This is a genomic window from Tepidimonas fonticaldi (assembly GCF_007556755.1).
In the GTDB taxonomy this organism is placed as follows: Bacteria; Pseudomonadota; Gammaproteobacteria; order Burkholderiales; family Burkholderiaceae_C; genus Tepidimonas; species Tepidimonas fonticaldi.
Map to the genome: position 1 here is coordinate 54,202 of NZ_VJOO01000005.1, position 25,271 is coordinate 79,472.

At 70.1% G+C, this 25,271-nt stretch carries 26 protein-coding genes; 24 read left to right on the plus strand and 2 right to left on the minus strand.

Annotated elements, in window-relative coordinates:
- Window positions 1–31: 31 nt before the first annotated feature.
- On the minus strand, window positions 32–1,492 hold the full coding sequence (locus tag Tfont_RS04210; protein ID WP_143968511.1) for a putative nucleotidyltransferase substrate binding domain-containing protein: 1,461 nt from the start codon (window positions 1,490–1,492) through the stop codon (window positions 32–34).
- Window positions 1,493–1,616: 124 nt separating this feature from the next.
- On the opposite strand from Tfont_RS04210, the gene Tfont_RS04215 reads away from it, so the two are divergent.
- From Tfont_RS04215 to rplI, 5 genes are all read left to right on the plus strand, one after another.
- Window positions 1,617–3,698: a sodium:solute symporter family protein gene (locus Tfont_RS04215; protein WP_143968512.1), complete on the plus strand. Its 2,082-nt coding sequence runs from the start codon at window positions 1,617–1,619 to the stop codon at window positions 3,696–3,698.
- A 64-nt stretch (window positions 3,699–3,762) separates the two neighbouring features.
- Window positions 3,763–4,125 carry a 30S ribosomal protein S6 gene (gene rpsF, locus Tfont_RS04220; protein ID WP_068609356.1) on the plus strand — a complete coding sequence of 121 codons (363 nt, stop codon included), beginning with the start codon at window positions 3,763–3,765 and terminating at the stop codon, window positions 4,123–4,125.
- A complete protein-coding gene (priB, locus tag Tfont_RS04225; protein ID WP_260682252.1) occupies window positions 4,122–4,439 on the plus strand; it encodes a primosomal replication protein N in 318 nt (105 codons plus the stop codon). The genes rpsF and priB overlap by 4 nt, the downstream gene beginning before the upstream one ends.
- A gap of 9 nt (window positions 4,440–4,448) precedes the next feature.
- A complete protein-coding gene (gene rpsR, locus Tfont_RS04230) occupies window positions 4,449–4,727 on the plus strand; it encodes a 30S ribosomal protein S18 (RefSeq protein ID WP_068609357.1) in 279 nt (92 codons plus the stop codon).
- A gap of 14 nt (window positions 4,728–4,741) precedes the next feature.
- Window positions 4,742–5,194 carry a 50S ribosomal protein L9 gene (gene rplI, locus Tfont_RS04235; protein ID WP_068609359.1) on the plus strand — a complete coding sequence of 151 codons (453 nt, stop codon included), beginning with the start codon at window positions 4,742–4,744 and terminating at the stop codon, window positions 5,192–5,194.
- Window positions 5,195–5,254: 60 nt separating this feature from the next.
- Here the strand turns inward: rplI and Tfont_RS04240 are convergent, their stop codons facing one another.
- Window positions 5,255–6,079, minus strand: coding sequence for an outer membrane protein assembly factor BamD (locus Tfont_RS04240; RefSeq protein ID WP_068609361.1), 825 nt, complete (start codon window positions 6,077–6,079; stop codon window positions 5,255–5,257).
- Window positions 6,080–6,115: 36 nt separating this feature from the next.
- Between Tfont_RS04240 and Tfont_RS04245 the strand changes: the two genes are divergently transcribed.
- The 19 genes from Tfont_RS04245 to Tfont_RS04335 all read left to right on the plus strand — a co-directional run bounded on the left by Tfont_RS04245 (window position 6,116) and on the right by Tfont_RS04335 (window position 25,269).
- A complete protein-coding gene (locus Tfont_RS04245; protein WP_143968513.1) occupies window positions 6,116–7,216 on the plus strand; it encodes an RluA family pseudouridine synthase in 1,101 nt (366 codons plus the stop codon).
- A complete protein-coding gene (scpB, locus tag Tfont_RS04250) occupies window positions 7,213–7,860 on the plus strand; it encodes an SMC-Scp complex subunit ScpB (protein WP_143968514.1) in 648 nt (215 codons plus the stop codon). The genes Tfont_RS04245 and scpB overlap by 4 nt, the downstream gene beginning before the upstream one ends.
- On the plus strand, window positions 7,857–8,855 hold the full coding sequence (gene rluB, locus Tfont_RS04255) for a 23S rRNA pseudouridine(2605) synthase RluB (protein WP_143968515.1): 999 nt from the start codon (window positions 7,857–7,859) through the stop codon (window positions 8,853–8,855). Before scpB ends, rluB begins: the two co-directional genes overlap by 4 nt.
- Window positions 8,856–8,897: 42 nt before the next feature.
- Complete coding sequence (ndk, locus tag Tfont_RS04260; RefSeq protein WP_068609364.1) at window positions 8,898–9,323, plus strand: nucleoside-diphosphate kinase; 426 nt, start codon at window positions 8,898–8,900, stop codon at window positions 9,321–9,323.
- A gap of 7 nt (window positions 9,324–9,330) precedes the next feature.
- A complete protein-coding gene (gene rlmN, locus Tfont_RS04265; RefSeq protein WP_143968516.1) occupies window positions 9,331–10,485 on the plus strand; it encodes a 23S rRNA (adenine(2503)-C(2))-methyltransferase RlmN in 1,155 nt (384 codons plus the stop codon).
- Window positions 10,482–11,309, plus strand: a complete 828-nt coding sequence (gene pilW / locus Tfont_RS04270) for a type IV pilus biogenesis/stability protein PilW (RefSeq protein ID WP_143968517.1) — start codon at window positions 10,482–10,484, stop codon at window positions 11,307–11,309. The genes rlmN and pilW overlap by 4 nt, the downstream gene beginning before the upstream one ends.
- The gene (locus Tfont_RS04275; RefSeq protein WP_143968518.1) at window positions 11,302–12,228 is read left to right on the plus strand and encodes a helix-turn-helix domain-containing protein; all 927 of its coding nucleotides are present in this window, start codon (window positions 11,302–11,304) and stop codon (window positions 12,226–12,228) included. Before pilW ends, Tfont_RS04275 begins: the two co-directional genes overlap by 8 nt.
- 5 nt (window positions 12,229–12,233) lie before the next feature.
- Entirely contained in the window at window positions 12,234–13,538 is a 1,305-nt protein-coding gene (gene ispG / locus Tfont_RS04280) for a flavodoxin-dependent (E)-4-hydroxy-3-methylbut-2-enyl-diphosphate synthase (protein WP_068609372.1), read from the plus strand.
- Between the two features lie 91 nt (window positions 13,539–13,629).
- A complete protein-coding gene (gene hisS / locus Tfont_RS04285; RefSeq protein ID WP_143968519.1) occupies window positions 13,630–14,937 on the plus strand; it encodes a histidine--tRNA ligase in 1,308 nt (435 codons plus the stop codon).
- A 69-nt stretch (window positions 14,938–15,006) separates the two neighbouring features.
- Window positions 15,007–15,672, plus strand: a complete 666-nt coding sequence (locus Tfont_RS04290; protein WP_068609374.1) for a YfgM family protein — start codon at window positions 15,007–15,009, stop codon at window positions 15,670–15,672.
- Window positions 15,673–15,677: 5 nt separating this feature from the next.
- The gene (gene bamB, locus Tfont_RS04295) at window positions 15,678–16,832 is read left to right on the plus strand and encodes an outer membrane protein assembly factor BamB (protein WP_143968576.1); all 1,155 of its coding nucleotides are present in this window, start codon (window positions 15,678–15,680) and stop codon (window positions 16,830–16,832) included.
- The gene (der, locus tag Tfont_RS04300; RefSeq protein WP_143968520.1) at window positions 16,829–18,166 is read left to right on the plus strand and encodes a ribosome biogenesis GTPase Der; all 1,338 of its coding nucleotides are present in this window, start codon (window positions 16,829–16,831) and stop codon (window positions 18,164–18,166) included. Before bamB ends, der begins: the two co-directional genes overlap by 4 nt.
- A gap of 93 nt (window positions 18,167–18,259) precedes the next feature.
- Entirely contained in the window at window positions 18,260–18,514 is a 255-nt protein-coding gene (hfq, locus tag Tfont_RS04305; RefSeq protein ID WP_068609376.1) for an RNA chaperone Hfq, read from the plus strand.
- Window positions 18,511–19,725, plus strand: a complete 1,215-nt coding sequence (hflX, locus tag Tfont_RS04310) for a GTPase HflX (protein WP_260682254.1) — start codon at window positions 18,511–18,513, stop codon at window positions 19,723–19,725. The genes hfq and hflX overlap by 4 nt, the downstream gene beginning before the upstream one ends.
- Window positions 19,722–21,089: an FtsH protease activity modulator HflK gene (gene hflK / locus Tfont_RS04315; protein WP_143968521.1), complete on the plus strand. Its 1,368-nt coding sequence runs from the start codon at window positions 19,722–19,724 to the stop codon at window positions 21,087–21,089. Before hflX ends, hflK begins: the two co-directional genes overlap by 4 nt.
- 17 nt (window positions 21,090–21,106) lie before the next feature.
- The gene (gene hflC, locus Tfont_RS04320; protein ID WP_143968578.1) at window positions 21,107–22,003 is read left to right on the plus strand and encodes a protease modulator HflC; all 897 of its coding nucleotides are present in this window, start codon (window positions 21,107–21,109) and stop codon (window positions 22,001–22,003) included.
- A gap of 72 nt (window positions 22,004–22,075) precedes the next feature.
- On the plus strand, window positions 22,076–23,254 hold the full coding sequence (locus tag Tfont_RS04325) for an ATP phosphoribosyltransferase regulatory subunit (RefSeq protein WP_143968522.1): 1,179 nt from the start codon (window positions 22,076–22,078) through the stop codon (window positions 23,252–23,254).
- A 69-nt stretch (window positions 23,255–23,323) separates the two neighbouring features.
- Window positions 23,324–24,712: an adenylosuccinate synthase gene (locus Tfont_RS04330; RefSeq protein WP_143968523.1), complete on the plus strand. Its 1,389-nt coding sequence runs from the start codon at window positions 23,324–23,326 to the stop codon at window positions 24,710–24,712.
- A gap of 32 nt (window positions 24,713–24,744) precedes the next feature.
- Window positions 24,745–25,269 (plus strand): phosphoribosyltransferase, encoded by a 525-nt coding sequence (locus tag Tfont_RS04335; protein WP_068609383.1) that lies wholly within the window; start codon window positions 24,745–24,747, stop codon window positions 25,267–25,269.
- The last annotated feature ends 2 nt before the right edge of the window (window positions 25,270–25,271 follow it).

Consider the following 25,271-nt stretch of genomic DNA (forward strand, 5'->3'; position numbering starts at 1 on the left):
GCCGATGCCGGGGCGGACGCTGCCCCGGCCCTCAGAAGCGCCCTGCGAGGTAGCGTTTTTCCAGCACGCTCTGCAGGTCCTTCACCACGCCGAAGGCATCCTTCAGGTGGCGCCGTTCGAGCTCGGAGAGTTCGTCCAGCCGCAGGTAATTGTCCGCCGCCTGGCCGTTGGCCATCAGGCGGGCCTGGTGCTGGATGCGCAGTCTGCTCAAAAACTCCAGCGCGTCGATCAGGTCGCGCGTGCGCTCGGCGCTGATCTCGCCGCTGCTGGCCGCGGCCTGCAGGCGCTCACGCGTGCTGACCGCCGGGATGCCGCCGGCCAGCGCGTAAATGCGCGCCAGGTCGATGATGGGCACGATGCCGGTGTGCTTGAGGTCCACCGTGCCTTCGTGCTCCCCGTGGCGGATGGTGCTGATCCCCCCCAGCCATCCCAGCGGCGGTTGATGGGTCAGCGCGTTGCCCACCATGTGCGCCAGAAAGATCCGCTGCCCCGGGGTGCGCTGCAGCACCTCCGCGCGCAGGGTGTCGAGCAGCGCGCGCTCGCCATGCACGAAGCGCTGGTCAAAAAAGACGCAGGTCAGCATCAGGGCCTTCGGCTCCGGGCGCTCGATCCAGGTGCGGAAGTAGTCGCGCCAGCGGGCCAGCGGCTGCCGCCAGGTGTCGGTGACCGCCATCATCTCGCCGGGGCAATACACGTAGCCGCAGGCGTTGAGCCCGTCGCACACGAAGCGCGCCAGCGCCTCGAAATAGGCGCCGTGCGCTGCGGGGTCGTAGCGGTCGTCCAGGACCAGGCAGTTGTCCTGGTCGGATTTGGCGGTCTGTTCGTTGCGCCCCTGCGATCCGGCGGCGACCCAGGCATAAGGGACGGGGGGCGGGCCGTATTGGGCCTCGGCCAGTTGCAGCAGGCGCGAGGTGAGGGCGTCCGTCATGGCCGAAACGATGCGCCCCATGGCGTGCGCGCTGGTGCTGGCGGCGGCCAGCTGCCGCTGGAGCTGGCCGATGCGGCTGGCCGTCGCCACCAGTTCTTCCACCGACTCTTGCCGGTAGATCGCGCCGGCCAGGTTGACGGCGGAGTTGCTCTGTTGCTGCTGCAGGTCGGTGCTGGAGATGATGCCGACCACCGTGCGCCCGTCCATCACCGGCACATGGTGGATGTTCAGGCGGGCCATGAGCAGCAGCGCATCGAAGGCATGGTCCCCGATGTCCACCGTTTGCAACGCGGTGGTGGCGACCTCGATCACGGGACGCGCCGGGTCCAGCCCCTCGGCCAGCACGCGGTTGCGCAAATCCCGGTCCGTCACCAGACCGACCAGGGCGCCGTCGCGGGCCACCAGCACCGACGAAATCCGGTGCTCACGCATGATCCGCGCGGTCGCCTGGATGGGCAGATCGGGGGGCACCGTCACCGGAGGGCGCCGCAGCAAGGCCCGCACCGGCAGGGTGGCCAGCGGGGTGGAGTCGTCGACCGGTCGCTCGTCAGGGGAGATGTGCATGGCAAGGGTGGCCCAGGCGGAGCCAAAAACCGCTACGATGCCATGCTACACCCGCACCGTCCGCTGCCAAGACCAACGCCCGCCACGGCTTTGCGTTGCGTCAAGCCGTTGCCGTCTTTGCGCCATGCCTGCGTCGTCCGATTCCCACCTTCGCCCCTATCTCGACCGTCTGTACTGGCGTTTCACCTGGGGGTTCATTGGCTTCGTGCTGCTGCTGGGGGTGTTGGAGCGCGTGGGCTGGTCCAAGAGCGCCATCGGACTCACCTTCCTGCTCGGCACCTTGGCCGTCTATGCGACGATCGGCATCCTCACCCGCACCATCGACCCGGTCGAGTACTACGTGGCCGGGCGGCGCGTGCCGGCGTTCTACAACGGCATGGCGCTGGCGGCGGACTGGCTGTCGGCGGCCTCGTTTCTGGGGCTGGCGGGCACGCTGTACATGCAGGGCTTTGGCGGCCTGGCCTTCCTGCTCGGCTGGACGGGCGGCTTCGTGCTGGTGGCCCTGTTCTTGGCACCGTACCTGCGGCGGTTCGGGCAGTTCACCATCCCCGATTTTCTGGCGGAGCGCTACGGCGGCCCGGTGCCGCGGCTGCTCGGGGTGTTTGCGCTGCTGTTGTGCTCGTTCATCTATGTGGTGGCGCAGATTTATGGGGTGGGCCTGATCACCTCGCGCCTGACCGGACTGGCCTTCGAAGTGGGGGTGTTCCTTGGTCTGGGGGGGATTCTGGTCTGCTCCTTTTTGGGGGGGATGCGGGCTGTGACGTGGACGCAGGTTGCCCAGTACATCGTCTTGATTCTGGCTTATGTCACCCCGGTGGTCTGGCTGTCCGTCAAGCAGACTGGCTGGCCCGTGCCCCAGCTCACCTACGGCATCCAGCTGCAGAAGGTGACCGAGCGCGAGCAGGCCCTGGCCGAGAGTCCGCAAGAGGTCCATGTGCAGGGCATCTGGGCCCATCAGGCCCATGTGCTGCGCGAGCGCCTGCGCGATCCGGCCGCCGCCCTGGAGCGCGAGCGCACCCAGGTCGAGCGCCACATCGAGGCGCTGCGGCGTTACGACGGCGATCCGGCGGACATTGCCGAGGCGGAGCGGCTGCTGTCGCGCCTGCCGCGCGACGAGGCCGCCGCCCGCGCGCTGTGGACGCGTCAGCTCGAGCAGGCGCAGACCAAGACCACCGCGCTCGGCGGCATGCCGCCGCAGGCGCGACCCTACGCGCAGGACACCGCCGAGGCAGGGCCGCAGGCGGGGGTGGAGCCGTCGCGCCGCAATTTCCTGGCGCTGGTGTTCTGTCTCGTGGTGGGGACCGCGGCCTTGCCCCATTTGCTGGTGCGCTTCTACACCGTCCCGAATGTGCGCCAGGCCCGGCAGTCGGTGGCGTGGGGGGCGGGCTTCATTGCGCTGCTGTACCTGACGGCCCCGGCGCTGGCCGTGATGGTCAAGTTCGAGGTGCTCAACGGCCTGGTCGGCACCTCGTTCGATGCCTTGCCCCACTGGGTGAGCGCCTGGAGCCGCGTCGATCCCGGCCTGTTGTCGGTGCGCGACGTCAACCGCGACGGGGTGCTCCAGCTGGGCGAAATCACCATCGGGCCCGACATCATCGTGCTGGCCAGCGCCGAAATCGCCGGCTTGCCCTATGTCGTGGCCGGCCTCGTGGCGGCCGGAGGGCTGGCCGCCGCGCTGTCGACGGCCGATGGGCTGTTGCTGGCCATCACCAGCGCGCTCAGCCACGACCTGTACTACAAAACCCTCGATCCGACCGCCGAGACGGCGCGCCGCGTCACCCTGTCCAAGGTGCTGCTGCTGGTGGTGGCCTTGCTTGCGGCCTATATCGCGGCACAGAAGCCGGCGGACATACTGTTCCTCGTCTCGGCGGCGTTTTCCCTGGCGGCGGCGGCCTTCTTTCCGGCGTTGGTGTTGGGCATCTTCTGGTCGCGGGCCAACGGGCCGGGGGCCGTGGCGGGCATGGTGGCGGGGCTGGCCGTCACCGTCTACTACATGGCCACGACGCAGCCGTGGCTGCGCTCGGTGTTGGGCCTGAGCGGCGAGCCGCGCCTGTGGTGGGACATTCAACCGATCGCCGCGGGGGTGTTTGGCGTTCCGGTGGGCCTGGCGGTCACGGTCGTCGTGAGCCTCATCACCCCGGCGCCGTCGCCGCAGCGGCGCGCCTGGGTGCGGCGCTTGCGCTCGCCATTCGCGGGCAAGCTATAATCGCCGGCTTCCTTGCCACACCCCAGTTGACGCGGGGGTGGCAGTCGTTCCACAAGGAGAGTTCATGCGTCACTACGAAATCGTCATGCTGATCCACCCGGATCAGAGCGAGCAGGTGCCCGCCATGCTGGAGCGCTACAAGGGCATGATCACGGCCGGCGGCGGAGTCATCCACCGCGTCGAGGACTGGGGTCGTCGCCAGCTGGCGTACCAGATCAACAAGCTGTCCAAGGCCCACTACCTGTGCCTCAACATCGAGGCCGGGCAAGAGGTCATGAACGAGCTCGAGCACGCCTTCCGCTTCAACGACGCCGTGCTGCGTCACCTGGTGGTCCAGAAGAAGAAGGCCGAGACCGGCCCGTCGGCGATGATGAAGGCCGTCGAGCGCGAGGAAGCCCGCAAGGCGCAACAGGAAGCCGCTGCTTGACCCCAGCAGGGGCGACCGCGTCACCCGTCAATCGCCTGGTGCTCGTGGCCACGCTCGCGCAGTGCGCGGCCATGCGCTACACCCCGGCCGGCATCCCCGCGCTGGACGTGCTGTTGGAGCATGCATCCGAGCAAGTAGAAGCCGGCCAGCCCAGGCGAGTGGCCCTGCGTCTGAAAGCGGTGGCGTTCGGCGCCGATGCCGAACGACTCGCCACCCAGCCGCTGGGCGCCACGCTGTGGTGTGCAGGGTTTTTAACCTCTGCGCGCCGCGGTCACGGGATCGTGTTCCACATCCAGGATTTCAAGCCGATTTAGGAAACCATCATGGCTGCACCGCAACGCAATCAGGGCAACCGCCCCAAGCGCGCCAGCAACAACCTGCTGTTCAAGCGCAAGAAGTTCTGCCGATTCACCGTCGCCGGCGTCGAGGAAGTCGACTACAAGGACGTCGACACGCTGAAGGATTTCATTGCCGAAAACGGCAAGATCATCCCCGCCCGCCTGACCGGCACCCGCGCCATCTACCAGCGCCAGGTCGCCACCGCCATCAAGCGTGCGCGCTTCCTGGCGCTGCTGCCGTACAGCGACCAGCACCGCGTCTGAAGGAGCCCGAGAACATGCAAGTCATCCTGCTCGACAAGGTCGTCAACCTGGGCAACCTGGGCGACATCGTCAAGGTCAAAGACGGCTATGCCCGCAACTTCCTGATCCCGACCGGCCGCGCCCGCCGGGCGACGCAGTCGGCCATCGACGAGTTCAACGCGCGCCGCGCCGAGCTCGAGAAAGTAGCTGCCGCCAAGCTGGCCGAGGCCCAGGCCTTGGGCGAAAAGCTCAATGGCATGACCATCAAGCTGTCGCAAAAGGCGGGTGTGGACGGCCGGCTGTTCGGCTCGGTCACCAACCACGACATCGCTGCGGAGCTGACCAAGGCCGGCTACCCGGTCGCCAAGGCCCAGGTCCGCATGCCCAACGGCGTGCTCAAGATGGTGGGCGACTACACGGTGTCGGTGGTGCTGCACACCGACGTGGTGGTGGACGTCAACGTCCAGGTGCTGGGCGAAACCGTCTGATCCGTCAGGCCGTTCTGCCCGCACATCAAAAGGCCGCCTGCAAGGCGGCCTTTTTTGTGCTCACCAGAGTTTCCACCACGGGCCGCTGTCGCGGCGAAAGCCCTGGGTGAGGAATGGGCTGGCGGGGAAGTTGGCTTCCAGCACACGGCGGGCATCGCGCGCCTGGTCGGGCATGTCCAGCGCCTCGTACGACTTCATCAGGATGTAGAGCGCCTCTTCGATCGCCGGGACATTCTGGTAGTCCTTGAGAGCGGCCTGGGCGCGGTTGATCGCGGCCACGTAGGCCCCCCGCCGGTAGTAGTACCGCGCGACGTGCACCTCGGACTGTGCCAGGGAGTTGACGATGTACGTCATCCGCTGGCGCGCATCAGGGGCGTAGCGCGAGTCGGGGAAGCGCTCGGTCAGTTCCTTGAAGGCCTCGAACGAGTCTTTGGCCGCCTTCTGGTCCCGCTCGGAGAGGTCCTGCTGCGAGATGAAGCCGAACAGCCCCAGGTTGTCGTTGAAATTGACCAGCCCCTTGAGGTAGAGGGCATAGTCCAGGGCGGGGCTGGCCGGGTGCAGCTTGATGAATCGGTCCAGCGTGGCAATGGCCTGGGCCTGCTCACCGTTCTTGTAATGGGCGTAGGCCTTCTCGAGTTGGGCTTGTTGCGCCAGCGGTGTGCCCGCGGCCCGGCCTTCGAGTTTTTCGAAGTACTGGATGGCCTTGTCGTAGTTGCCGGCGGCGCGCTCGTCCATGGCCTCGGCGTAGAGCTTGTTGGGGCTCCAGCCGGCGGTGACGTCCTTTTCGGGGCCGCTGGCGCAGCCGGCCAGCAAGGCGATGCCCAGAGCGATGGCGGACAGGGTGGGCGCGCGCAGGCGATCGGCGGATAATCGGTGGGTCTTCATTGGGCGCCCCTCAGGCGCGCTGCCGCAGCAGCAAACATGGTGTCAAAAATTATAGAGGTCGAGGCCGACGTCGCGGCGCTGGCCGACGCGGCGGACGGTGGTGCGGCAGACCCCGGCGCCGAGTCGGAGTGGCGCCGCTTCGTGGTGGATGCCGACGGGCATGGCGCGCGCCTGGACCGCTGGCTGGCGGCGCGCGTGCCCGAAGTGTCGCGCAGTTACCTGCAGCAGCTGATCGCGGAAGGGGCGGTGTGCCTGGACGGGGCGGTGCAGTCCAAGCCAGCGCGGCGCTTGCGCGTGGGCGAATCCCTGGCCATCGAGCTGCGCCCGACCGCGCAGGCGCAGGCCTTCGTGCCGCAGCCGATGGCCTTGCCCATCGTGTTCGAGGACGACCATCTGCTCGTCATCGACAAGCCGGCGGGCTGGGTGGTGCACCCCGCTGCCGGCCATTGGTCGGGCACCTTGCTCAATGGCCTGCTCGCGCACCACGCGGGCGCTGCGCGCCTGCCGCGGGCGGGCATCGTGCACCGGCTCGACAAGGACACGAGCGGCCTGATGGTCGTGGCCAAGACACAGAGGGCGTTCGACGCCCTGGTGGCGATGATCGCTGCGCGGGAGGTGCAGCGCATCTATGTGGCGCTGGCGGGCGGGCCGTGGCGGCATCCGGACCGCGTGGGGGTCGATCAGCCGATCGGGCGCGATCCGCGCCAGCGCCTGCGCATGGCGGTGCATCCGCCCGAGAGCGGCGCGGCCAAACCGGCGCGCACGGATATCCGGCGGCTCGACGGCGGCACGCCGGGGCGCGCCGAGTGGGTGTTGGTCGGCTGCAAGCTGCACACCGGGCGCACCCACCAGATTCGCGTCCATCTGGCATGGCTGGGGCATCCGCTGGTCGGGGACACGCTCTACGGCGGGCGGCCGGCCCTGGGCATGGCGCGCCAGGCATTGCATGCCGTTCGGCTGGGGCTGCGGCATCCGGTCGGCGGAGATTGGCTGGCCTTCGAGAGCCCGCTGCCCCCCGATCTGGCTGACGCCGTCACGGCGGCTGGCCTGCACTACAATCCCGCCCTCCTGTGGGCCGTCCGGCCCGATGGCGAGCACGACGGCCCTGGGCACGACCGTATCACCGGCAGCGCATGAACACGACCGACGCCCGCCGCATTCTGGAAACCGCGCTGCTGTGCGCGGCCCAACCCCTGTCCCTGCGGGAGCTGGCGGCGCTGTTCGACGGCGCCCTGGCCCCCGACACGCTGCGCCGCCTGCTGGCGGATTTGCAGCTCGCCTGGGCGGATCGGGGGCTGGAGCTGGTGTGCGTGGCGAGTGGCTGGCGGTTTCAGAGCCGGCCGCAGTTGCGGCCGTTTCTGGACCGCCTGCACCCGGAAAAGCCGCCGCGCTACAGCCGCGCGGTGCTGGAGACCCTGGCGATCATCGCCTACCGACAGCCCGTCACCCGTGGCGACATGGAGGCCATTCGCGGCGTGACCATCGGCAGCCAGATCCTCAAACAGCTCGAGGACCGCGGCTGGATCGAGGTGATCGGCCACCGCGAAACGGTCGGACGCCCCGCGCTGTATGCGACGACGCGGCAGTTTCTGGATGATCTGGGCCTGACGTCGCTGGACCAGCTGCCGCTGCTGGAGGATACGGACGCGCCCGCCCGCGACGACGCGGGGCTGGAACTCGCCCTGCTCGACGGGGCCGAACACGCCGGAGCCGAACGACCCGCGGACGGCCCCGCCCACGACGAGGCCCCGGTGGCCGCGACGAACGAAAGACAGTCATGAAGAAAACGCCCCCCGGCACCCGATCCAGCGCCCGATCCAGCGCCCCCCGTGTCCGCTCCGTGGCGGCTGCGCCCCGTCCCACCCCGGCCGCCCGGCCCGCCGCGCCGCAGGCGGGGGACACCCTCAAGCTGCACAAGGTGCTGGCGCAGGTGGGGCTGGGCTCGCGGGCGGACATGGAGCAGGCCATCGCCGCGGGCCGGGTCACGGTCAATGGCGAGGCGGCGCATGTGGGGCAGCGCATCGCCAGCGGCGACGTGGTCAAGCTGGACGGCCGCCTGGTGCGCTGGCGCGCCACGCCGACCCGCCTGCCGCGTGTGCTGGCCTACCACAAGCCGACGGGCGAGGTCGTGACGCTGGACGACCCCGACAACCGGCCCACCGTGTTTCGCAGCCTGCCGCGTCTGCGCTCGGGCAAGTGGATGGCGGTGGGGCGGCTGGACATCAACACGGAGGGGCTGCTGCTGTTCACCGACTCCGGCGAGCTGGCCAACCGCCTGATGCATCCGCGCTTCGGGCTGGAGCGCGAATACGCCGTGCGCGTGCTGGGCGCGCTGTCGCAGGACGAGCGGCAGCGGCTGCTGGAGGGCATCGAGCTGGACGATGGCCCGGCCCAGTTTCGCTCGGTGGAGGACGGCGGCGGCGATGGCGCCAATCGCTGGTACCGGGTGACCATTGCCGAGGGCCGCAACCGCGAGGTGCGCCGTCTGTTCGAGGCGGTCGGCCATGCGGTCAGCCGCCTGATCCGGGTGCGCTACGGGGCCGTCGAACTGCCGCGCGGCCTGCGCCGTGGTGCCTACATGGAGCTGGACCCGCGCGTCGTCGCCCAGCTCATGGAAGCGGCGGGCGCGCCGTTGCCCGCTCGGCCGGTGGCACCCCGGCGCCGGGCCGGCCCGCCCCGTGGGGCCGGTCCGCGGCCGAGCCGCCCGCCCGCCCCGGAACGCAACGGGCGTGGCGTGGGGCAGGGCGCGCGTGCACCCCGTCGCCGCGCCGGTTAAAATCGCAGGTTTTGTCTATCATCCCCAACCATTTCGATCATCATGGCCATCGAACGCACCCTCTCCATCATCAAGCCCGACGCCGTCGCCAAGAACGTCATCGGCCAGATCTACAGCCGCTTCGAGGCCGCCGGCCTCAAGATCATCGCGGCCAAGATGGTGCACCTCTCGCGCGGTGAGGCGGAGCAGTTCTACGCCGTCCACAAGGAGCGCCCGTTCTTCAAGGATCTGGTGGACTTCATGGTGTCCGGCCCGGTCATGGTGCAGGTGCTGGAGGGCGAAAACGCCATCGCCAAGAACCGCGAGCTGATGGGCGCCACCGACCCGAAGAAGGCCGCCCCCGGCACCATCCGCGCCGACTTCGCCGACAGCATCGACGCCAACGCGGTGCACGGCTCCGACGCCCCGGAAACCGCTGCCGTCGAGGTGGCGTTCTTCTTCCCGGGCATGAACATCTACTCGCGCTGATCATGTCATGACGGCCAATTTGCTCGACTTCGACCTCGAGGGGTTGGCCGCCTTCTGCGAGCGGCTCGGACACAAGCGTTTCCGGGCCGTCCAGCTCTTTCGCTGGATCCACCAGAAAGGCGTCGCGCGCTTCGAGGACATGACCGACCTCGCGCGCGACCTGCGCGAGCGGCTGCCGGCGGTCGCGCGCATCCAAGGCCTGTCGGTGCTCACCGAGCAGGCGTCGGCCGATGGCACCATCAAATGGCTGTTCGACGTCGGCGACGGCAATGCGGTGGAGGCCGTCTACATCCCCGAGGACGACCGCGGCACGCTGTGCGTGTCCAGCCAGGCCGGCTGCGCGGTCGGCTGCCGCTTTTGCTCCACGGGCCACCAGGGCTTCAGCCGCAACCTGACCACGGGCGAGATCATCGCCCAGCTCTGGTATGCCGAGCATGAGCTGCGCCGCCGCCTGGGAACGAGCGAGCGCGTCATTTCCAACGTGGTGATGATGGGCATGGGCGAGCCGCTGCAGAACTATGGCGCGCTCGTTCCCGCCTTGCGGGTGATGCTGGACGACCACGGCTACGGCCTGTCGCGCCGGCGCGTGACGGTGTCCACCTCGGGCGTGGTGCCGATGATGGACCGGCTGGCGCAGGATTGTCCCGTGGCCTTGGCCGTCTCGCTGCACGCCCCCAACGATGCGCTGCGCGACCGGCTGGTGCCGCTCAACCGCAAGTACCCGCTGCACGAGCTGCTGGACGCCTGTCTGCGTTACCTGCCGGCCGCGCCGCGCGACTTCATCACCTTCGAGTACTGCATGCTCGACGGCATCAACGACACCCCGCAGCATGGGCAGGAGCTGATCGCCCTCCTGCGTGGCCACGCGGGGCGGGGGGTGCCGTGCAAGGTCAACCTGATTCCGTTCAACCCCTTTCCCGAGTCGGGCCTGCAGCGCTCGCCGCGTGCGGCGGTCAAGGCGTTTGCCGATCGGCTCAATGCGGCGGGACTCGTCACCACCATCCGCAAGACGCGGGGGGACGACATCGATGCAGCCTGCGGCCAGCTCGCGGGCGATGTGCTCGACCGCACCCGCGTGGGCGAGCGTTTGGCACGGCGCGGCGACGATCTGGCCGTGGTGCGCGTGCACCGGCCAGTCCGCGCCGCGGAGGGATCGGCATGAGTCGACGGCGGGCATTGGCGGTGGTCGCGCGTGCGGCGGTGGCGCTGGGCGTGCCGGTGTGGCTCGCGGCCCTGGGCGGCTGCGCGGGCGCAGGGGCGGCGGCGGGTGCTGGCACCGGCCGCGACTGGATCACCGAATCGGACGAGCCCCAGGCCCGCAAGCGGGCCCGCACCCGGCTGGAGCTGGCCGTCGGTTACTTCGAGCAGGGGCAGACGACGGTCGCCCTGGACGAGGTCAAACAGGCCATCCAGATCGATCCGACCTACGCGGCCGCGTTCAACCTGCGCGGGCTGATCTACACCCAACTGCGGGATCTGCGGCTGGCGGAGGAGAGTTTCCAGCAGGCCCTGCGGCTGGACGCACGCGACGGGGACACCTGGCACAACCTGGGGTGGATGTATTGCCAGGACGGGCGCTATCCCCCCGCGTTCGATGCCTTCCGGCGCGCGCTGGAGGCGCCGGGGTACCGCTCTGCGGCGCGGACCTGGATGGCGCTGGGCGTGTGCCAAGTCCGCGCGGGGCAGCCCGAGCCCGGTGAGCGCAGCCTGCAGCGCGCCTTCGAGCTCGATCCGGGCAACCCGGTGGTGCTGTACAACCTGGCGCTGCTGCTGCACCAGCGTGGCGACAGCGAGCGGGCGCGGTTCTACATCCGCCGCCTCAACAATTCCGAGCTGGCCAACGCCGAGTCCCTTTGGCTGGGCATCAAGATCGAAAACCGGCTGCAGAACCGCGAAGCGGCGCTCCAACTGGGCGAGCAGCTCAAACGCCGGTTCCCGGCCTCGCGCGAGGCCGGCTCGTACGAGCGGGGGGCTTTTCATGAGTGAGACGGGCGTCACCCCACCGGCGGCGGAGCCCCAGTCGGCCGGCGAGGCGCTGCGGCAGGCACGTGAGCGCGCGGGGCTGCACATCGCCGCCGTCGCCGCGACGCTGAAGGTGCCGGTCCAGCGTCTGGAGGCGCTGGAGGCCGGGCGCTACGAGGCGCTGCCCGATGCCACCTTCGTGCGCGCGCTGGCGCTGAGCGTCTGTCGCGTGCTCAAGATCGATCCCGCCCCCATCCTTGCGGCCCTGCCGGCCGGGCAGGCCCCGCAGCTCGGGCCGACCCATGGCTCGATCGATGCCCCGATGCCGCGCGAGAGCGCCTCGCCCGATTTCGGTGGCAGCGAAGGGGGCGGCCGTCGCACGCCGCTGTGGATTGCGCTGGCGCTGGTCGTGCTGGCCGGGGTACTGTGGTTCGTGCTGCCGACCGCAGGGCATTCGCCCGGGGCCCCCGTGGCGGGTGGGGCGGAGGGCGGCGCGAGCCCGTCAGCTGCGACCGTGCCATCCCCGGCCGATGCCAGCCCGGGCGCGACCGGGCCGGCGTCGATGTCGCCGCCGCCGGCCACGGCCGCCGCGCCGACGCCCCCGACGGCACCGGCAGCGCCGGTGGTACCGGCTCCGGCTCCGGCACCGCAAGCGTCTGCGTCGGCGCCCGCCGCGGGCGGTGCCCAACCCGCGGCACCTGCCGCCCCGGCGGCGCTGCAATTGCGCGTGCAGGCCCCGAGTTGGATCCAGGTCATCGGCGCATCCGGGCGCGTCTGGCTGCAGCGCAGCCTGCAGCCGGGCGAGGACGTCCGCTTCGACGAGGATCTGCCGCTGGCGGTCACCGTCGGGCGCGCCGATGCCACCGAGGTCGTGGTGCGCGGCCAGCCCTTCGATCTGGGGCCGATGACCCGCAACAACGTTGCCCGTTTCGAAATCCGCTGATTGTCATGAGCGCCATCGACCCTTCGGCCGCCGCATGGGGCGCAGCGCCGAACGCCGACCGACCGATTCCGCTGGGCGCCGCGGCCCCGCGCCGCTCCCGCCAGGGTGTCGTCGCCTGGGGTGAGCACCGCGTCACCGTCGGCGGCGATGCGCCGATCCGCGTGCAGTCGATGACCAACACCGACACGGCCGACGCCATCGCGACCGCCATCCAGGTCAAGGAACTGGCCCAGGCCGGCTCCGAGCTGGTGCGCATCACGGTCAACAACGACGAGGCCGCCCGGGCCGTGCCGCACATCCGCGAACAGCTCGACCGCATGGGGGTGTCGGTGCCGTTGATCGGCGACTTTCATTTCAACGGCCACCGGCTGCTGGCCGACCATCCGGCGATGGCGCAGGCGCTGTCCAAGTACCGCATCAACCCGGGCAACGTGGGTCGCGGCGAGAAGAAAGACCGCCAGTTCGCCCAGATGATCGAGGCGGCGCTGCGCTGGGGCAAGCCCATTCGCATCGGCGTCAACTGGGGCAGTCTGGATGCCGATCTGCTCGGGCAGATGATGGACGAAAACGGCCGCCGTCCCCAGCCCTGGGACGCGCGGCAGGTCATGTACGAGGCGCTGATCACTTCGGCGCTCGCGTCGGCCGAACGCGCGGTGGAACTCGGCATGGCGCCCGAGGATGTGGTGCTGTCGTGCAAGGTCAGCAACGCGCAGGACCTGATCGCCGTGTATCAGGAGCTGGCGCGCCGCTGCGACTATCCGCTGCACCTGGGGCTGACCGAGGCGGGCATGGGCACCAAGGGCACCGTGGCGTCGGCGGCGGCCCTGGCCGTGCTGTTGCAGCAGGGCATCGGCGACACCATCCGCGTGAGCCTGACCCCGCAGCCCGGCGAGCCCCGCACCCAGGAAGTGGTGGTCGCGCTGGAGATTTTGCAGGCGCTGGGGCTGCGCGCATTCGTGCCCAGCGTCACCGCTTGCCCGGGCTGTGGGCGCACCACCAGCACCGTGTTCCAGGAGCTGGCCAAACAGATCGACGACCATCTGCGCGCGGCCATGCCGGTCTGGCGCAGCCGCTATCCCGGGGTGGAGAACCTCAAGGTCGCCGTCATGGGCTGCATCGTCAATGGGCCGGGCGAGAGCAAGCACGCCGACATCGGCATCAGCCTGCCCGGCACCGGCGAGGCCCCGGCCGCCCCCGTCTATCTGGATGGCGAGAAGGTCACCACCCTGCGCGGTGAGCGCATCGCCGAGGACTTTCGCCAGATCGTCGAGGACTACGTCGCTCGGCGCTTTGGTGCCGGGGCGTCCTGACGCGCCGCCCGCCGCGCCCGCCCCATCCCCCTTTCTGCTGGCACACGGGCACCGCCGCACCATTGCCGCGGCGCCCCCACCCGAGACCGAGATGACAGACAAGATCACCGCCGTCAAAGGCATGAACGACATCGTCGCGCCCGATTCCGCCCACTGGGAGTGGCTGGAGGCGCGCGTGCGCGATCTGTTCGCGCGTTACGGCTACCGCAACATCCGCACCCCCATCGTCGAGCCGCTGGCCCTGTTCGTGCGCGGGCTGGGCGAGGTCACCGACATCGTCGAGAAGGAGATGTACGCCTTCGAGGACCGGCTCAACGGCGAGCAGCTCGCGCTGCGTCCGGAGGGCACGGCCGGCGTGGTGCGCGCGGTGGTGGAGCATTCGCTGCTCTACGACGGCCCCAAGCGCTACTACTACATGGGCCCGATGTTCCGCCACGAGCGGCCGCAGCGCGGCCGCTACCGGCAGTTTCACCAAGTGGGGGTGGAGGCGCTGGGCCTGGCCGGCCCCGAGGCCGATGCCGAACTGATCGCGATGGCCGCAGACCTGTGGCGCGAACTGGGCCTGCAGGACATCGCGCTGGAACTCAACAGCCTGGGGCAGCCCGCCGAACGGCAGGCGCACCGCCAGGCGCTCATCGCGTATTTCGAGCAGCACCGCGACCAGCTCGACGAGGACGCACGCCGCCGCCTCTACACCAACCCGCTGCGCATTCTGGATACCAAGAATCCGGCGATGCAGGCCCTGGTGGAAGCGGCGCCCAAGCTGCTCGACCACCTGGGCCCGGCGTCGCTGGCGCACTTCGAGGCGGTGCGTCGCCTGCTCGACGCCCAGGGCATCGCCTACCGCGTCAATCCGCGTTTGGTCCGTGGGCTGGACTACTACCACCACACGGTGTTCGAATTCGTCACCACCTCGCTTGGGGCGCAGGGCACGGTCTGCGCCGGGGGGCGCTACGACGGCTTGATGGCCGAGGTGGGCGGCAAACCCGCCCCTGGCGTCGGCTGGGCCATGGGAGTGGAGCGCATTCTGGAACTGCTCAAGGCCCAGCAGCGCCTGCCGGCCGCCCCGGTGCCGGACGCGTATGCCATCGTGCCCGACCCCCAGGCCTGGCCGCAGGTGATGCCCGTGCTGCGGGCCTTGCGCGCTGCCGGTCTGCAGGTGCTGATGCACGCCGCCGGGCCGGACGGGCTGGGCAGCATGAAGTCGCAGTTCAAAAAGGCCGATGCGAGCGGGGCGCGCTACGCGCTGATTTTTGGCGAGGCCGAGCTGGCCGCCGGGCAGGTGGCGGTCAAGCCCCTGCGCGAAGGGCTGAGCGGCCCCGTCACGGCTCAGACCCTGCTGCCCGTGGCCGAGGCCGCCGAGTGGGCCACCCGGTTGCGCCCCGCTGGCGCGACCTGACGCGGCCGATCGCGACCGGGGCGCGCCCCCCTCTACAATCCCGCCACATCGACACCCACCGGGCAGCGCATGGCCTCGCATTACGACCTCGAAGAGCAGGAACAAATCGCCCAGCTCAAGGCATTTTGGGCAAAGTACGGCAACCTCATCACCTGGCTGTTGATCGGGGTGCTGGGGGCTTATGCCGCCTACAACGGCTGGCAGTATTGGGAGCGGCGCCAGGCCGCGCAGGCGGCCGCCCTGTACGATGAGTTGGATCAGGCGGCCCGCGCGGCCGACGTCGAGCGGGTGCGGCGCACCTGGGGCGATATGCAGGCCCAGGCGGCCCGCACGGCGCAGGCGCAGCACGGCGCGCTGCTGGCCGCCCGGGTGTTGGCCGAAGCCGACCAGACCGCCGACGCGCGCGCGGCCCTGCAGTTCGTGATCGACCGTGGGCGTGACGAGGCCCTGGTGGCCGTGGCCCGCGTGCGCCTCGCGGGGCTGGAGCTGGACGCCGGCAACCTCGACGCGGCTCTGCGCCTGCTCGATGCCGATGTGCCCGAGGCCCTGCGCCCGTGGCGCGCCGACCGGCGCGGTGACGTGCTGCACCGCCAGGGCCAGGACGAAGCCGCCCGCGCGGCCTACCTGGACGCCTGGAAGGGGCTGGAGCCTGCGGCCGGCTACCGTGCCATCGTCGAGGCCAAGCTCAACGCACTGGGTGTCGATCCCACCGCCCGTCCGGAGGCCAAGCCGTGAACCTCATCCACCCCCCCGTTCACCCCTCCTCGCTCGTCCGGCGTGCGGGCACGTGGCTGGCCGGTGCCGCCCTCGCGCTGGCGCTGGCCGGTTGCTCGTCCAGCGGCCGCAAACCCGAGCCCATGCCGCTGGAGCCGGTGGCCGCGCTCGTGCCCGCACGGCAGGTGTGGACGCAGGCGCTCGGCCCGGTCGATGCGCTGATGGTGCCGGCTGTCCACGGCGCGTCGGTGGCGCTGGTCAACGCCGCGGGCACGGTGACGGTGCTGGATGGCGAGAGCGGTCGCGTGCGCTGGCGGGCCGAGTCCGGCGCCCCCATGGCCGCCGGGGTCGGGTTCGATGGGCGGCGCGCGGCCGTCGTCACGCGCGACAACGATCTGGTGGTGCTGACCGAGGGTGGCGAGCGCTGGCGCCAGCGGCTGCCCGCGCGCACCTTCACGCCGCCGTTCGTGGCCGGTGAGCGCGTGTTCGTGCTGGGGGGCGACCGCAGCGTGGTGGCCTTCGACGCCGCGACGGGCGCGCGCCTGTGGTCGCAAACCAGCCGCGGCACCGAGCCGCTGGTGCTGCGCCAGGCCGGGGTGCTGGGCGCGGTGGGCAACACGCTGGTCGTCGGGATCGGCGGCCGTCTGGTCGGCTTGGATCCCGACACCGGGCGCATCCAGTGGGACGCCACCATCGGCCGCTCGCGCGGCGCCAACGAAATCGAGCGCCTCGTCGATCTGGTGGGCCGTGTCGGGCGCGACCGCGACGTGCTGTGCGCGCGTGCTTTCCAGTCCGCGATCGGCTGTGTGGATGCCCAGCGCGGCCGGGTGCTCTGGACGCAACCGGCCGACGGCACGACCGGCGTGCAGGCCGATGCCGAGCGGGTGTATGGCGTGGAGTCGAACGGCCGGGTCATCGCCTTGCGGCGCGAGGATGGCGTGCGCGCGTGGGCCAACGAGCGGCTGCTGTACCGGGGCCTCTCGGCACCGCTGGCGGTGGGCCGTTCCCTGGCCGTGGGGGATGCGCAGGGCCATGTGCACCTGCTGTCGCGCGCCGACGGGTCTTTCTTGAACCGGCTGCCGACGGATGGCTCGCCCATCGTCGACGGGCCGCTGCTGGTCGGCAACACCCTGCTGGCCGTGACCCGCAACGGCGGCGTGTTCGCTTGGCGCCCCGAATGACCGCGTTCAAACCCGTCGTCGCGCTGATCGGCCGCCCCAACGTCGGCAAGTCCACGCTGTTCAACCGGCTCACCAAGAGCCGGGACGCCATCGTCGCGGACATGCCCGGCCTGACCCGCGACCGCCACTACGGCAACGCCCGGCTGGGGCGGCGCGAGTTCATCGTCATCGACACCGGCGGCTTCGAGCCCGACGCGTCCAGCGGCATCTACCGCGAGATGGCCAAGCAGACCCGCCAGGCCGTGGCCGAGGCGGATGTGGTGATCTTCGTCGTGGACGCGCGGGCCGGGCTGAGCGCGCAGGACCACGAAATCGCCGACTACCTGCGCCGCTTGGCCAAACCCTGCCTGCTGGTAGCCAACAAGGCCGAGGGCATGCGCGAGGGCGCGCAACTGGCGGAGTTTTATGAACTGGGCCTGGGGGAGGTGATCCCGGTGTCGGCCGCGCACGGACAGGGCGTGCGCTCGATGGTCGAGGCCGCGCTCGATCAACTGATCTGGCCCGACGACACCTCCGAGGCCGACGAGGCCGCCGAAGAGGCGATCCGGCTTGCCGTCGCCGGCCGCCCCAACGTCGGCAAGTCCACGCTGATCAACGCCTGGCTGGGCGAGGAACGGCTGGTTGCCTTCGACCTGCCCGGCACCACGCGCGACGCCATCCGCGTGCCCTTCGAGCGCGAGGGGCGCCGCTTCGAGCTGATCGACACCGCCGGCCTGCGCCGCAAGGGCCGGGTATTCGAGGCGGTGGAAAAGTTTTCCGTCGTCAAGACGCTGCAGGCCATCGAGAGCGCGCACGTCGTGCTCCTGCTGCTGGACGCCACGCAGGGCGTCACCGACCAGGACGCGCACATCGCCGGCTACATCCTGGACAGCGGCCGCTCGGTGGTCGTGGCGGTCAACAAGTGGGACGCGGTGGACGACTACCAGCGCGAGCAACTGCAGCGCTCCATCGAAGTGCGGCTGGCCTTTCTGAAGTTTGCGCCGCTGCACTTCATTTCCGCGCGCAAGCGCCAGGGCATCCAGGCGCTGTGGAAGTCCATCGCCCGGGCCTATGCGTCGGCGATGGTCAAGATGCCCACGCCGGTGCTCACCCGCCTGTTGCAGGAGGCCGTTGCCTTCCAGGCGCCGCGCAAGAGCGGCATGTTCCGCCCCAAGTTGCGCTATGCGCATCAGGGCGGGCAGAATCCGCCCGTCATCGTCATCCACGGCAACTCGCTCGAGCACGTGGGCGACGCCTACCGGCGCTACTTGGAGGCGCGGTTTCGCAAGGCGTTCGACCTCGTCGGCACGCCGCTGCGCATCGAGTTCAAGACGCAGGAAAACCCCTACGACTGACGCGCCCCTTCCGCGGGGCTTTGCGCCCACGCACGCCGCCGCCGTTTGTGGTATAGTCGGCGTCCCATTTTTATATCGAACACGGACGATATCGTGAGCAACAACAAAGGCCAACTCCTCCAGGACCCGTTTCTGAACCAACTCCGCCGCGAGCACGTGCCGGTGTCGATCTACCTCGTCAACGGCATCAAGCTGCAGGGGCAGATCGAATCGTTCGATCAGTACGTGGTCCTGCTGCGCAACACCGTCACCCAGATGGTGTACAAGCACGCCATCTCCACCATCGTGCCGGGCCGTCCGGTGCAGTTCACGGCAGGCCAGACGGCCGAGGCTGCGTCGGCACCGTGACCGGATCCGCCCCGGCATCCACGGCCGGTGAGCCGGCGCCGGGTGTCATTCTCGTCGGCGTCGACATCGGCCAGCCGCACTTCGACGCCACCCTGGACGAGCTGGCCCAACTGGCCCAGTCGGCGGGGTACCGGGTGTGCGACAAGGTCGTCTGCCGCCGCCGCGCGCCCGATGCGGCGCTGTACGTGGGCAGCGGCAAAGCGGACGAAATCGCAGCCCTTGCCGCGGCGCATGGCGCCAGCGAGGTGCTGTTCGACCAGTCCCTGAGCCCGGCGCAGCAGCGCAACCTCGAGCGGCACCTCAAGATGCCGGTCAACGACCGGGTGTTGCTGATTCTGGACATCTTTGCCCAGCGGGCCCGCAGCCACGAGGGCAAGCTGCAGGTGGAGCTGGCGCGGCTGCGCTACCTGTCGACGCGGCTGGTGCGGCGCTGGTCGCACCTGGAGCGCCAAACGGGCGGCATCGGCCTGCGCGGCGGCCCCGGCGAGACCCAGATCGAGTTGGACCGGCGCATGATCGCCGAGGCGATCCAGCGCACCCGCGAGCGGCTCGAGCGGGTCAAGCGCCAGCGGCGCACCCAGCGCCGGCAGCGCGAGCGCCGCGGCACCTTCACCATTTCGCTGGTCGGCTACACCAACGCCGGCAAGTCCACGCTGTTCAACGCGCTGGTCAAGGCGCGCGCCTACGCGGCCGACCAGTTGTTTGCGACGCTCGACACCACCACGCGCCAGATGTATCTGGGCGAGGTCGGCTGCAATGTGTCTTTGTCGGACACGGTCGGCTTCATCCGCGACCTGCCTCACACGCTGGTCGAGGCCTTTGCCGCCACCTTGCAGGAGGCGCGCGACGCCGACTTGCTGCTGCACGTGGTCGATGCGGCCAATCCGCAACACCCGGAACAGATCGACAACGTGCAGCGCGTGCTGCACGAGATCGACGCGGCCGACGTGCCGCAGGTTCTGGTGTTCAACAAGATCGACGCCCTGCCGCCCGAGCGGCGCCCGCGCCAGCACCGCGATGTCACGGAACTCGAAGGGCGCAGCGTGACTCGGGTTTTCGTGAGCGCGCAGACCGGCGAGGGGCTCGACGCGTTGCGGGCGGTGCTGGCCGACGCCGTGCGCGAGCACCTCGCAATGCCCGACGGCGACGGGGGCGTGCCGCAATTCGGCACAATTCGCATGCCATCCAACGATCCACGTTTTCATCCATGAGCGACTTCCCCTTGGGCGCACGACCTTCTGGACGCGGGCCTGACCGCCTGGGCCTGTGGTCCCGGGCAGGCTGGGCGCGCCGCCTGCGCGCGGTGTTCAACCTCAACGACCCGCGCTGGGGGCGTGGGGAGGACGACGATGCCCGCGACGGTGGCGGACAGCGCCGGCCGTCGGGCGGGCAGACGCCGCCCGACCTGGACGAACTGTGGCGCGACTTCAACCGCAAGCTCGGCGGCCTGTTTGGCGGTCGCGGCGGTGGCCGCCCGCCGGGTGGCCCCGGCTGGGGCCGGGGGGAGGGCGGCGCGCCGATGCGCCCCGACCCCAAAGGGGCGGGCATCGGCGCCGGCCTGATCGTCGGCGTGGGTGTGCTGATCTGGCTGGGCACGGGCTTTTTCATCGTGCAGGAAGGCCAGCAGGCCGTCATCACCCAGTTCGGCCGCTACCACAGCACGGTCGGCGCCGGCTTCAACTGGCGGCTGCCGTATCCCATCCAGCGCCACGAATCGGTGTTCGTCACCCAGATCCGCTCGGTGGACATCGGCCGGGATGCGATCGTGCGCGCCACGGGCCTGCGCGAGTCGGCGATGCTGACCGAGGACGAGAACATCGTCGAGATCAAGTTTGCCGTGCAGTACCGCCTGAGCGACGCGCGCGCCTACCTGTTCAGCAGCCGCGACCCCGATGCGGCAGTGGTCAAGGCCGCCGAGACCGCCGTGCGCGAGGTGGTCGGCAAGATGAGGATGGACGCCGCGCTGGCCGAGGAGCGCGAGCAGATCGCCCCCCGTGTGCGGACCTTGATGCAAAACATCCTGGACCGCTACAACGTCGGCATCGAGATCGTCGGCATCAACCTGCAGGCCGGCGGCGTGCGCCCGCCCGAGCAGGTACAGGCCGCGTTCGACGACGTGCTCAAGGCCGGGCAGGAGCGCGAGCGCGCCAAGAACGAGGCCGAGGCCTACGCCAACGACGTCGTGCCGCGGGCGCGCGGCGCGGCGTCGCGCCTGATCGAAGAGGCCGAGGGCTACAAGGCGCGCATCGTGGCGCAGGCGCAGGGTGATGCGCAGCGCTTCTCGCTCGTGCAGGCCGAGTATGCGAAGGCCCCGCAGGTCACGCGCGAGCGCCTGTATCTGGAGGCCATGCAGCAGATCTACACCAACGTCACGAAGATCATGGTGGATACCCGCCAGCAGTCCAGCCTGCTCTATTTGCCGCTGGACAAGATCATGCAACAGGTCAGCGCCGGACAGGGGCCAGTGGGGGCGGTGCCGTCGCCCGCCCCGTCGGCGGCCGCGTCGAGCGCGCCGGCCGCCGCCGATGCGCGCGGGCGTGACGACCTGCGCAGCCGCGACCGCGAAGGGCGCTGAACGGAGCCGACGCCATGATGAACCGAATCGGATTCATTGCCTCTTCCCTGTTGGTCCTGCTGGCCATCGTCAGCTCCACCCTGTTCGTCGTCGATCAGCGCCAGTTCGGTGTGGTGTTTCAGTTCGGCCAGATCCGCAACGTGGTCACCGAGCCGGGCCTGAACTTCAAGCTGCCGCCGCCGTTCCAGAACGTGTCCTACATCGACAAGCGGCTGCTGACGCTGGAGAGCACCGACACCGAGCCGACGCTGACCGCCGAGAAGCAGCGCGTCGTCATCGACTGGTACGTGCGCTGGCGCATCTCCGACCCGTCGGCCTATATCCGCAACGTCGGGCTGGACGAGCGCGCCGGCGCCGCCCAGCTCAACCGCGTGGTGCGTAACGCCTTCCAGCAGGAGGTCAACAAGCGCACTCTGCGCGAGCTGCTCTCCGCCAAGCGCGAGGAGCTGATGGCCGCGGTGCAGCGCGAGGTGCTGGCTGCGGTGCGCGGCGCCGAGAAGCCCTGGGGCATGGACGTGGTCGACGTGCGCATCTCGCGCATCGACTACGCCGAGTCGATCACCCGCTCGGTCTACGACCGCATGGAGGCCGAGCGCAAGCGCGTGGCCAACGAGCTGCGCTCCACCGGCTTCGCCGAAGGCGAGAAGATCCGTGCCGAGGCCGACCGCCAGCGCGAGGTCATTCTGGCGGACGCCTTCCGCCAGGCGCAGAAGATCAAGGGTGAAGGCGACGCCGAAGCGGCCCGCGTCTACAGCCAGGCGTTCGGCAAGGACCCGGCGTTCGCCCAGTTCTACCGCAGCCTCGAGGCCTACAAGGCCAGCTTTGCCGGCAAGGGCGATGTGCTGGTGGTCGACCCCTCGTCCGAGTTCTTCAAGGCGTTCAAGGGCAGCGCGCCGGCGGCCGGGGCGCGCTGAGGCGGTGATGCGTGACCGGCCCCGGATCGGGGCCGGGGTAAAATCCTGCCTTTGCCTGCTGCCGAACCACCCATGTCTGCCTGGCTGCTGCCGGATCACATCGCCGATGTGCTGCCCTCCGAGGCGCGCCACATCGAGGACTTGCGCCGCTCGCTGCTCGAAGCGGCGCGCCGCTACGGCTACGAGCTGGTCATCCCGCCACTGCTCGAACACCTGGAGTCGCTGCTGACGGGCACCGGCGAGGCGCTGGACCTGCAGACCTTCAAGCTGGTGGACCAGCTCTCGGGCCGGATGCTGGGACTGCGTGCCGACACCACGCCACAGGTCGCGCGCATCGATGCGCACCTGCTCAACCGCCAGGGCATTGCGCGGCTGTGCTACTGCGGGCCGGTGGTGCACACCCGCGCTGCCACCCACGGCACGCGCGAGCCGCTGCAGTTCGGCGCCGAAATCTACGGCCATGCCGGCCTGGAGGCCGATCTGGAGGTGCTCGAGCTCGCGCTCGACGCCCTGCGCGCGGCGGGACTGACGCGCCTGGGGGTGGACCTGGGCGACGTGCGCGTCGTCGATGCGGTGCTGGATGGCTGTCCGCTGCCGCCGGCGCGCATCGCGCGGCTGCATGCGGCGCTGGCGGCCAAGGATGCGGCCGCGCTGGCGGCGCTGGCCGCGGAATTGCCCCCCGCGGTACGCGACGGCCTGCTGGCCTTGCCCGAGCTGTATGGCGATGCGGCCGTCCTGGCCGAGGCCCGGCGGCGCCTGCCGGGCGGCGAGCGGCTGCAGCGGGCCCTGGACGATCTGTCCTGGCTGGCCGATCGCCTGCACGAGCGCGACCCGCTGGTTTCCGTCACCTTCGATCTGGCGGATCTGCGTGGCTACGCCTACTACACGGGCGTGCGGTTTTCGCTGTTTGGCGCCGGTGGAGCCGAGCGGCAGGAAATCGCGCGTGGTGGCCGTTACGACGAGGTGGGCGCGGTCTTTGGGCGCCGCCGTCCCGCGGCCGGCTTCAGCCTGGATCTCAAGCAACTGGTCCGGCTGGCCCCGGCCCCCGCGCTGCGGCCGGCGATCCGGGCACCGTGGCGCGACGATGGCGCCCTGCGTGCGGCCATCGCCCAACTGCGCGCGGCCGGCGAAACCGTGGTCTGCGTGCTGCCCGGGCACGAGCACGAGGTGGACGAATTTGCCTGCGACCGCACGCTGGTCGAACGCGACGGCGCGTGGGTGGTGCAACCGCTCGCGGCGCAGGCGAGCTGATGCCCACCGCACCATCGCGGCCCTTTCCCCAACCGCTCTCCAAGCGATACCGATCGAGCGATTTTTTCCATGAACGACAAGGTTTTCCAGCCCCAGCCGGGGCGCAACGTGGTGGTGGTCGGCACCCAGTGGGGTGACGAGGGCAAGGGCAAGCTGGTCGACTGGCTGACCGAGACCGCGCACGGCGTGGTGCGCTTCCAGGGCGGGCACAACGCCGGCCACACGCTGGTCATCGGCGGCGTCAAGACCGCGCTGCACCTGATTCCGAGCGGCATCATGCGCGCCGGCGTCCGGTGCTACATCGGCAACGGCGTGGTGCTGCCGCCGGCCAAGCTGCTGGAGGAGATCGAAGGGCTGGAGCGCGCCGGCGTGGAGGTGCGCAGCCGCCTGCGCATCAGCGAGGCCTGCCCGCTGATCCTGCCGTTCCACGCCGCGCTGGACGTGGCGCGCGAGGCCGCCAAGGAAAAGGTCGGCGCCGCCAAGATCGGCACCACCGGGCGGGGCATCGGCCCGGCCTACGAGGACAAGGTGGCGCGCCGCGCGCTGCGCGTGCAGGACCTGCGCCACCCCGAGCGCTTCGCCGAGCGGCTGCGCGAGCTGCTGGAGCTGCACAACCACGTGCTGGTGACGCTGCTCGGCGCCGAGACGCTGGAGTGGAGCCCGGCGCTGGCGCCCTACATCGAGCGCGGGCGCGTGCGCTTCGAGCCGGTGTACGAGGAGGCGATGCGCCAGGCCGAGCAGCTGCTGCCGATGGTGGCCGACGTCTCGCGCGAGCTCAACGACGCGCACCGCGCCGGCGCCAACCTGCTGTTCGAGGGCGCGCAGGGCACGCTCTTGGACATCGACCACGGCACCTACCCGTTCGTGACGTCCAGCAACTGCGTGGCCGGCAACGCCGCCGCCGGCTCCGGTGTCGGCCCGGGGCTGCTGCACTACGTGCTCGGCATCACCAAGGCGTACTGCACGCGCGTCGGCGGCGGGCCGTTCCCGACCGAACTCGACTGGCAGACCGAAGGCACGCCCGGCTGGCACATGGCCACCGTCGGCGCCGAGAAGGGCACCACCACCGGCCGCGCGCGCCGCTGCGGCTGGTTCGACGCCGCGCTGTTGAAGCGCTCGGCGCAGGTCAACGGCCTGTCGGGGCTGTGCATCACCAAACTGGACGTGCTCGACGGCCTGCCGGAGCTCAAGCTGTGCGTCGGCTACCGCCTGGACGGGCGCGAGATCGACCTGCTGCCGCTTGGGGCGGACGAGATCGCGCGCTGCGAGCCGATCTACGAGACCCTGCCGGGCTGGAGCGAGCCGACCGCCGGCATCACGCGCTACGAGGACCTGCCGGCCAACGCGCGCCGCTACCTGGAGCGCATCGAGGCCACCACCGGCGTGCCGATCCACGTCATCTCGACAAGCCCGGACCGCGACCATACCATCCTGGTGCGGCATCCCTTCGCCGCTTGAGGCCCCCGCAGCGCCACGCGAAAGACCCCGATATGCTCACCGAAGACGGCAAGCACCTGTACGTCTCGTACGACGAGTACCACAACCTGATCGAAAAGCTCGCGATCAAAATCCACCAGTCGGGCTGGGACTTCGACACCATCCTGTGCCTGGCGCGCGGCGGCATGCGCCCCGGCGACATCCTCAGCCGCATCTTCGACAAGCCGCTGGCCATCATGTCCACCAGCTCCTACCGCGCGGAGGGCGGCACGGTGCGCGGCCAGCTGGACATCGCGCGCTACATCACCACGCCCAAGGGCGAGATCGCCGGCCGCGTCCTGCTGGTCGATGACCTGGCCGACTCGGGCCATACGCTCAAGGCCGTGATCGACATGCTGCGCACCAACTACGCGCCGATCACCGAGTTGCGCAGCGCCGTCATCTGGACCAAGGGCGTGTCCATTTTCACGCCGGACTATTCGGTGGAGTTTTTGCCCACCAACCCCTGGATCCACCAGCCGTTCGAGTGCTACGACAACCTGCGGCCCGAGCAGCTGCTGGCCAAGTGGAAGATCTGACC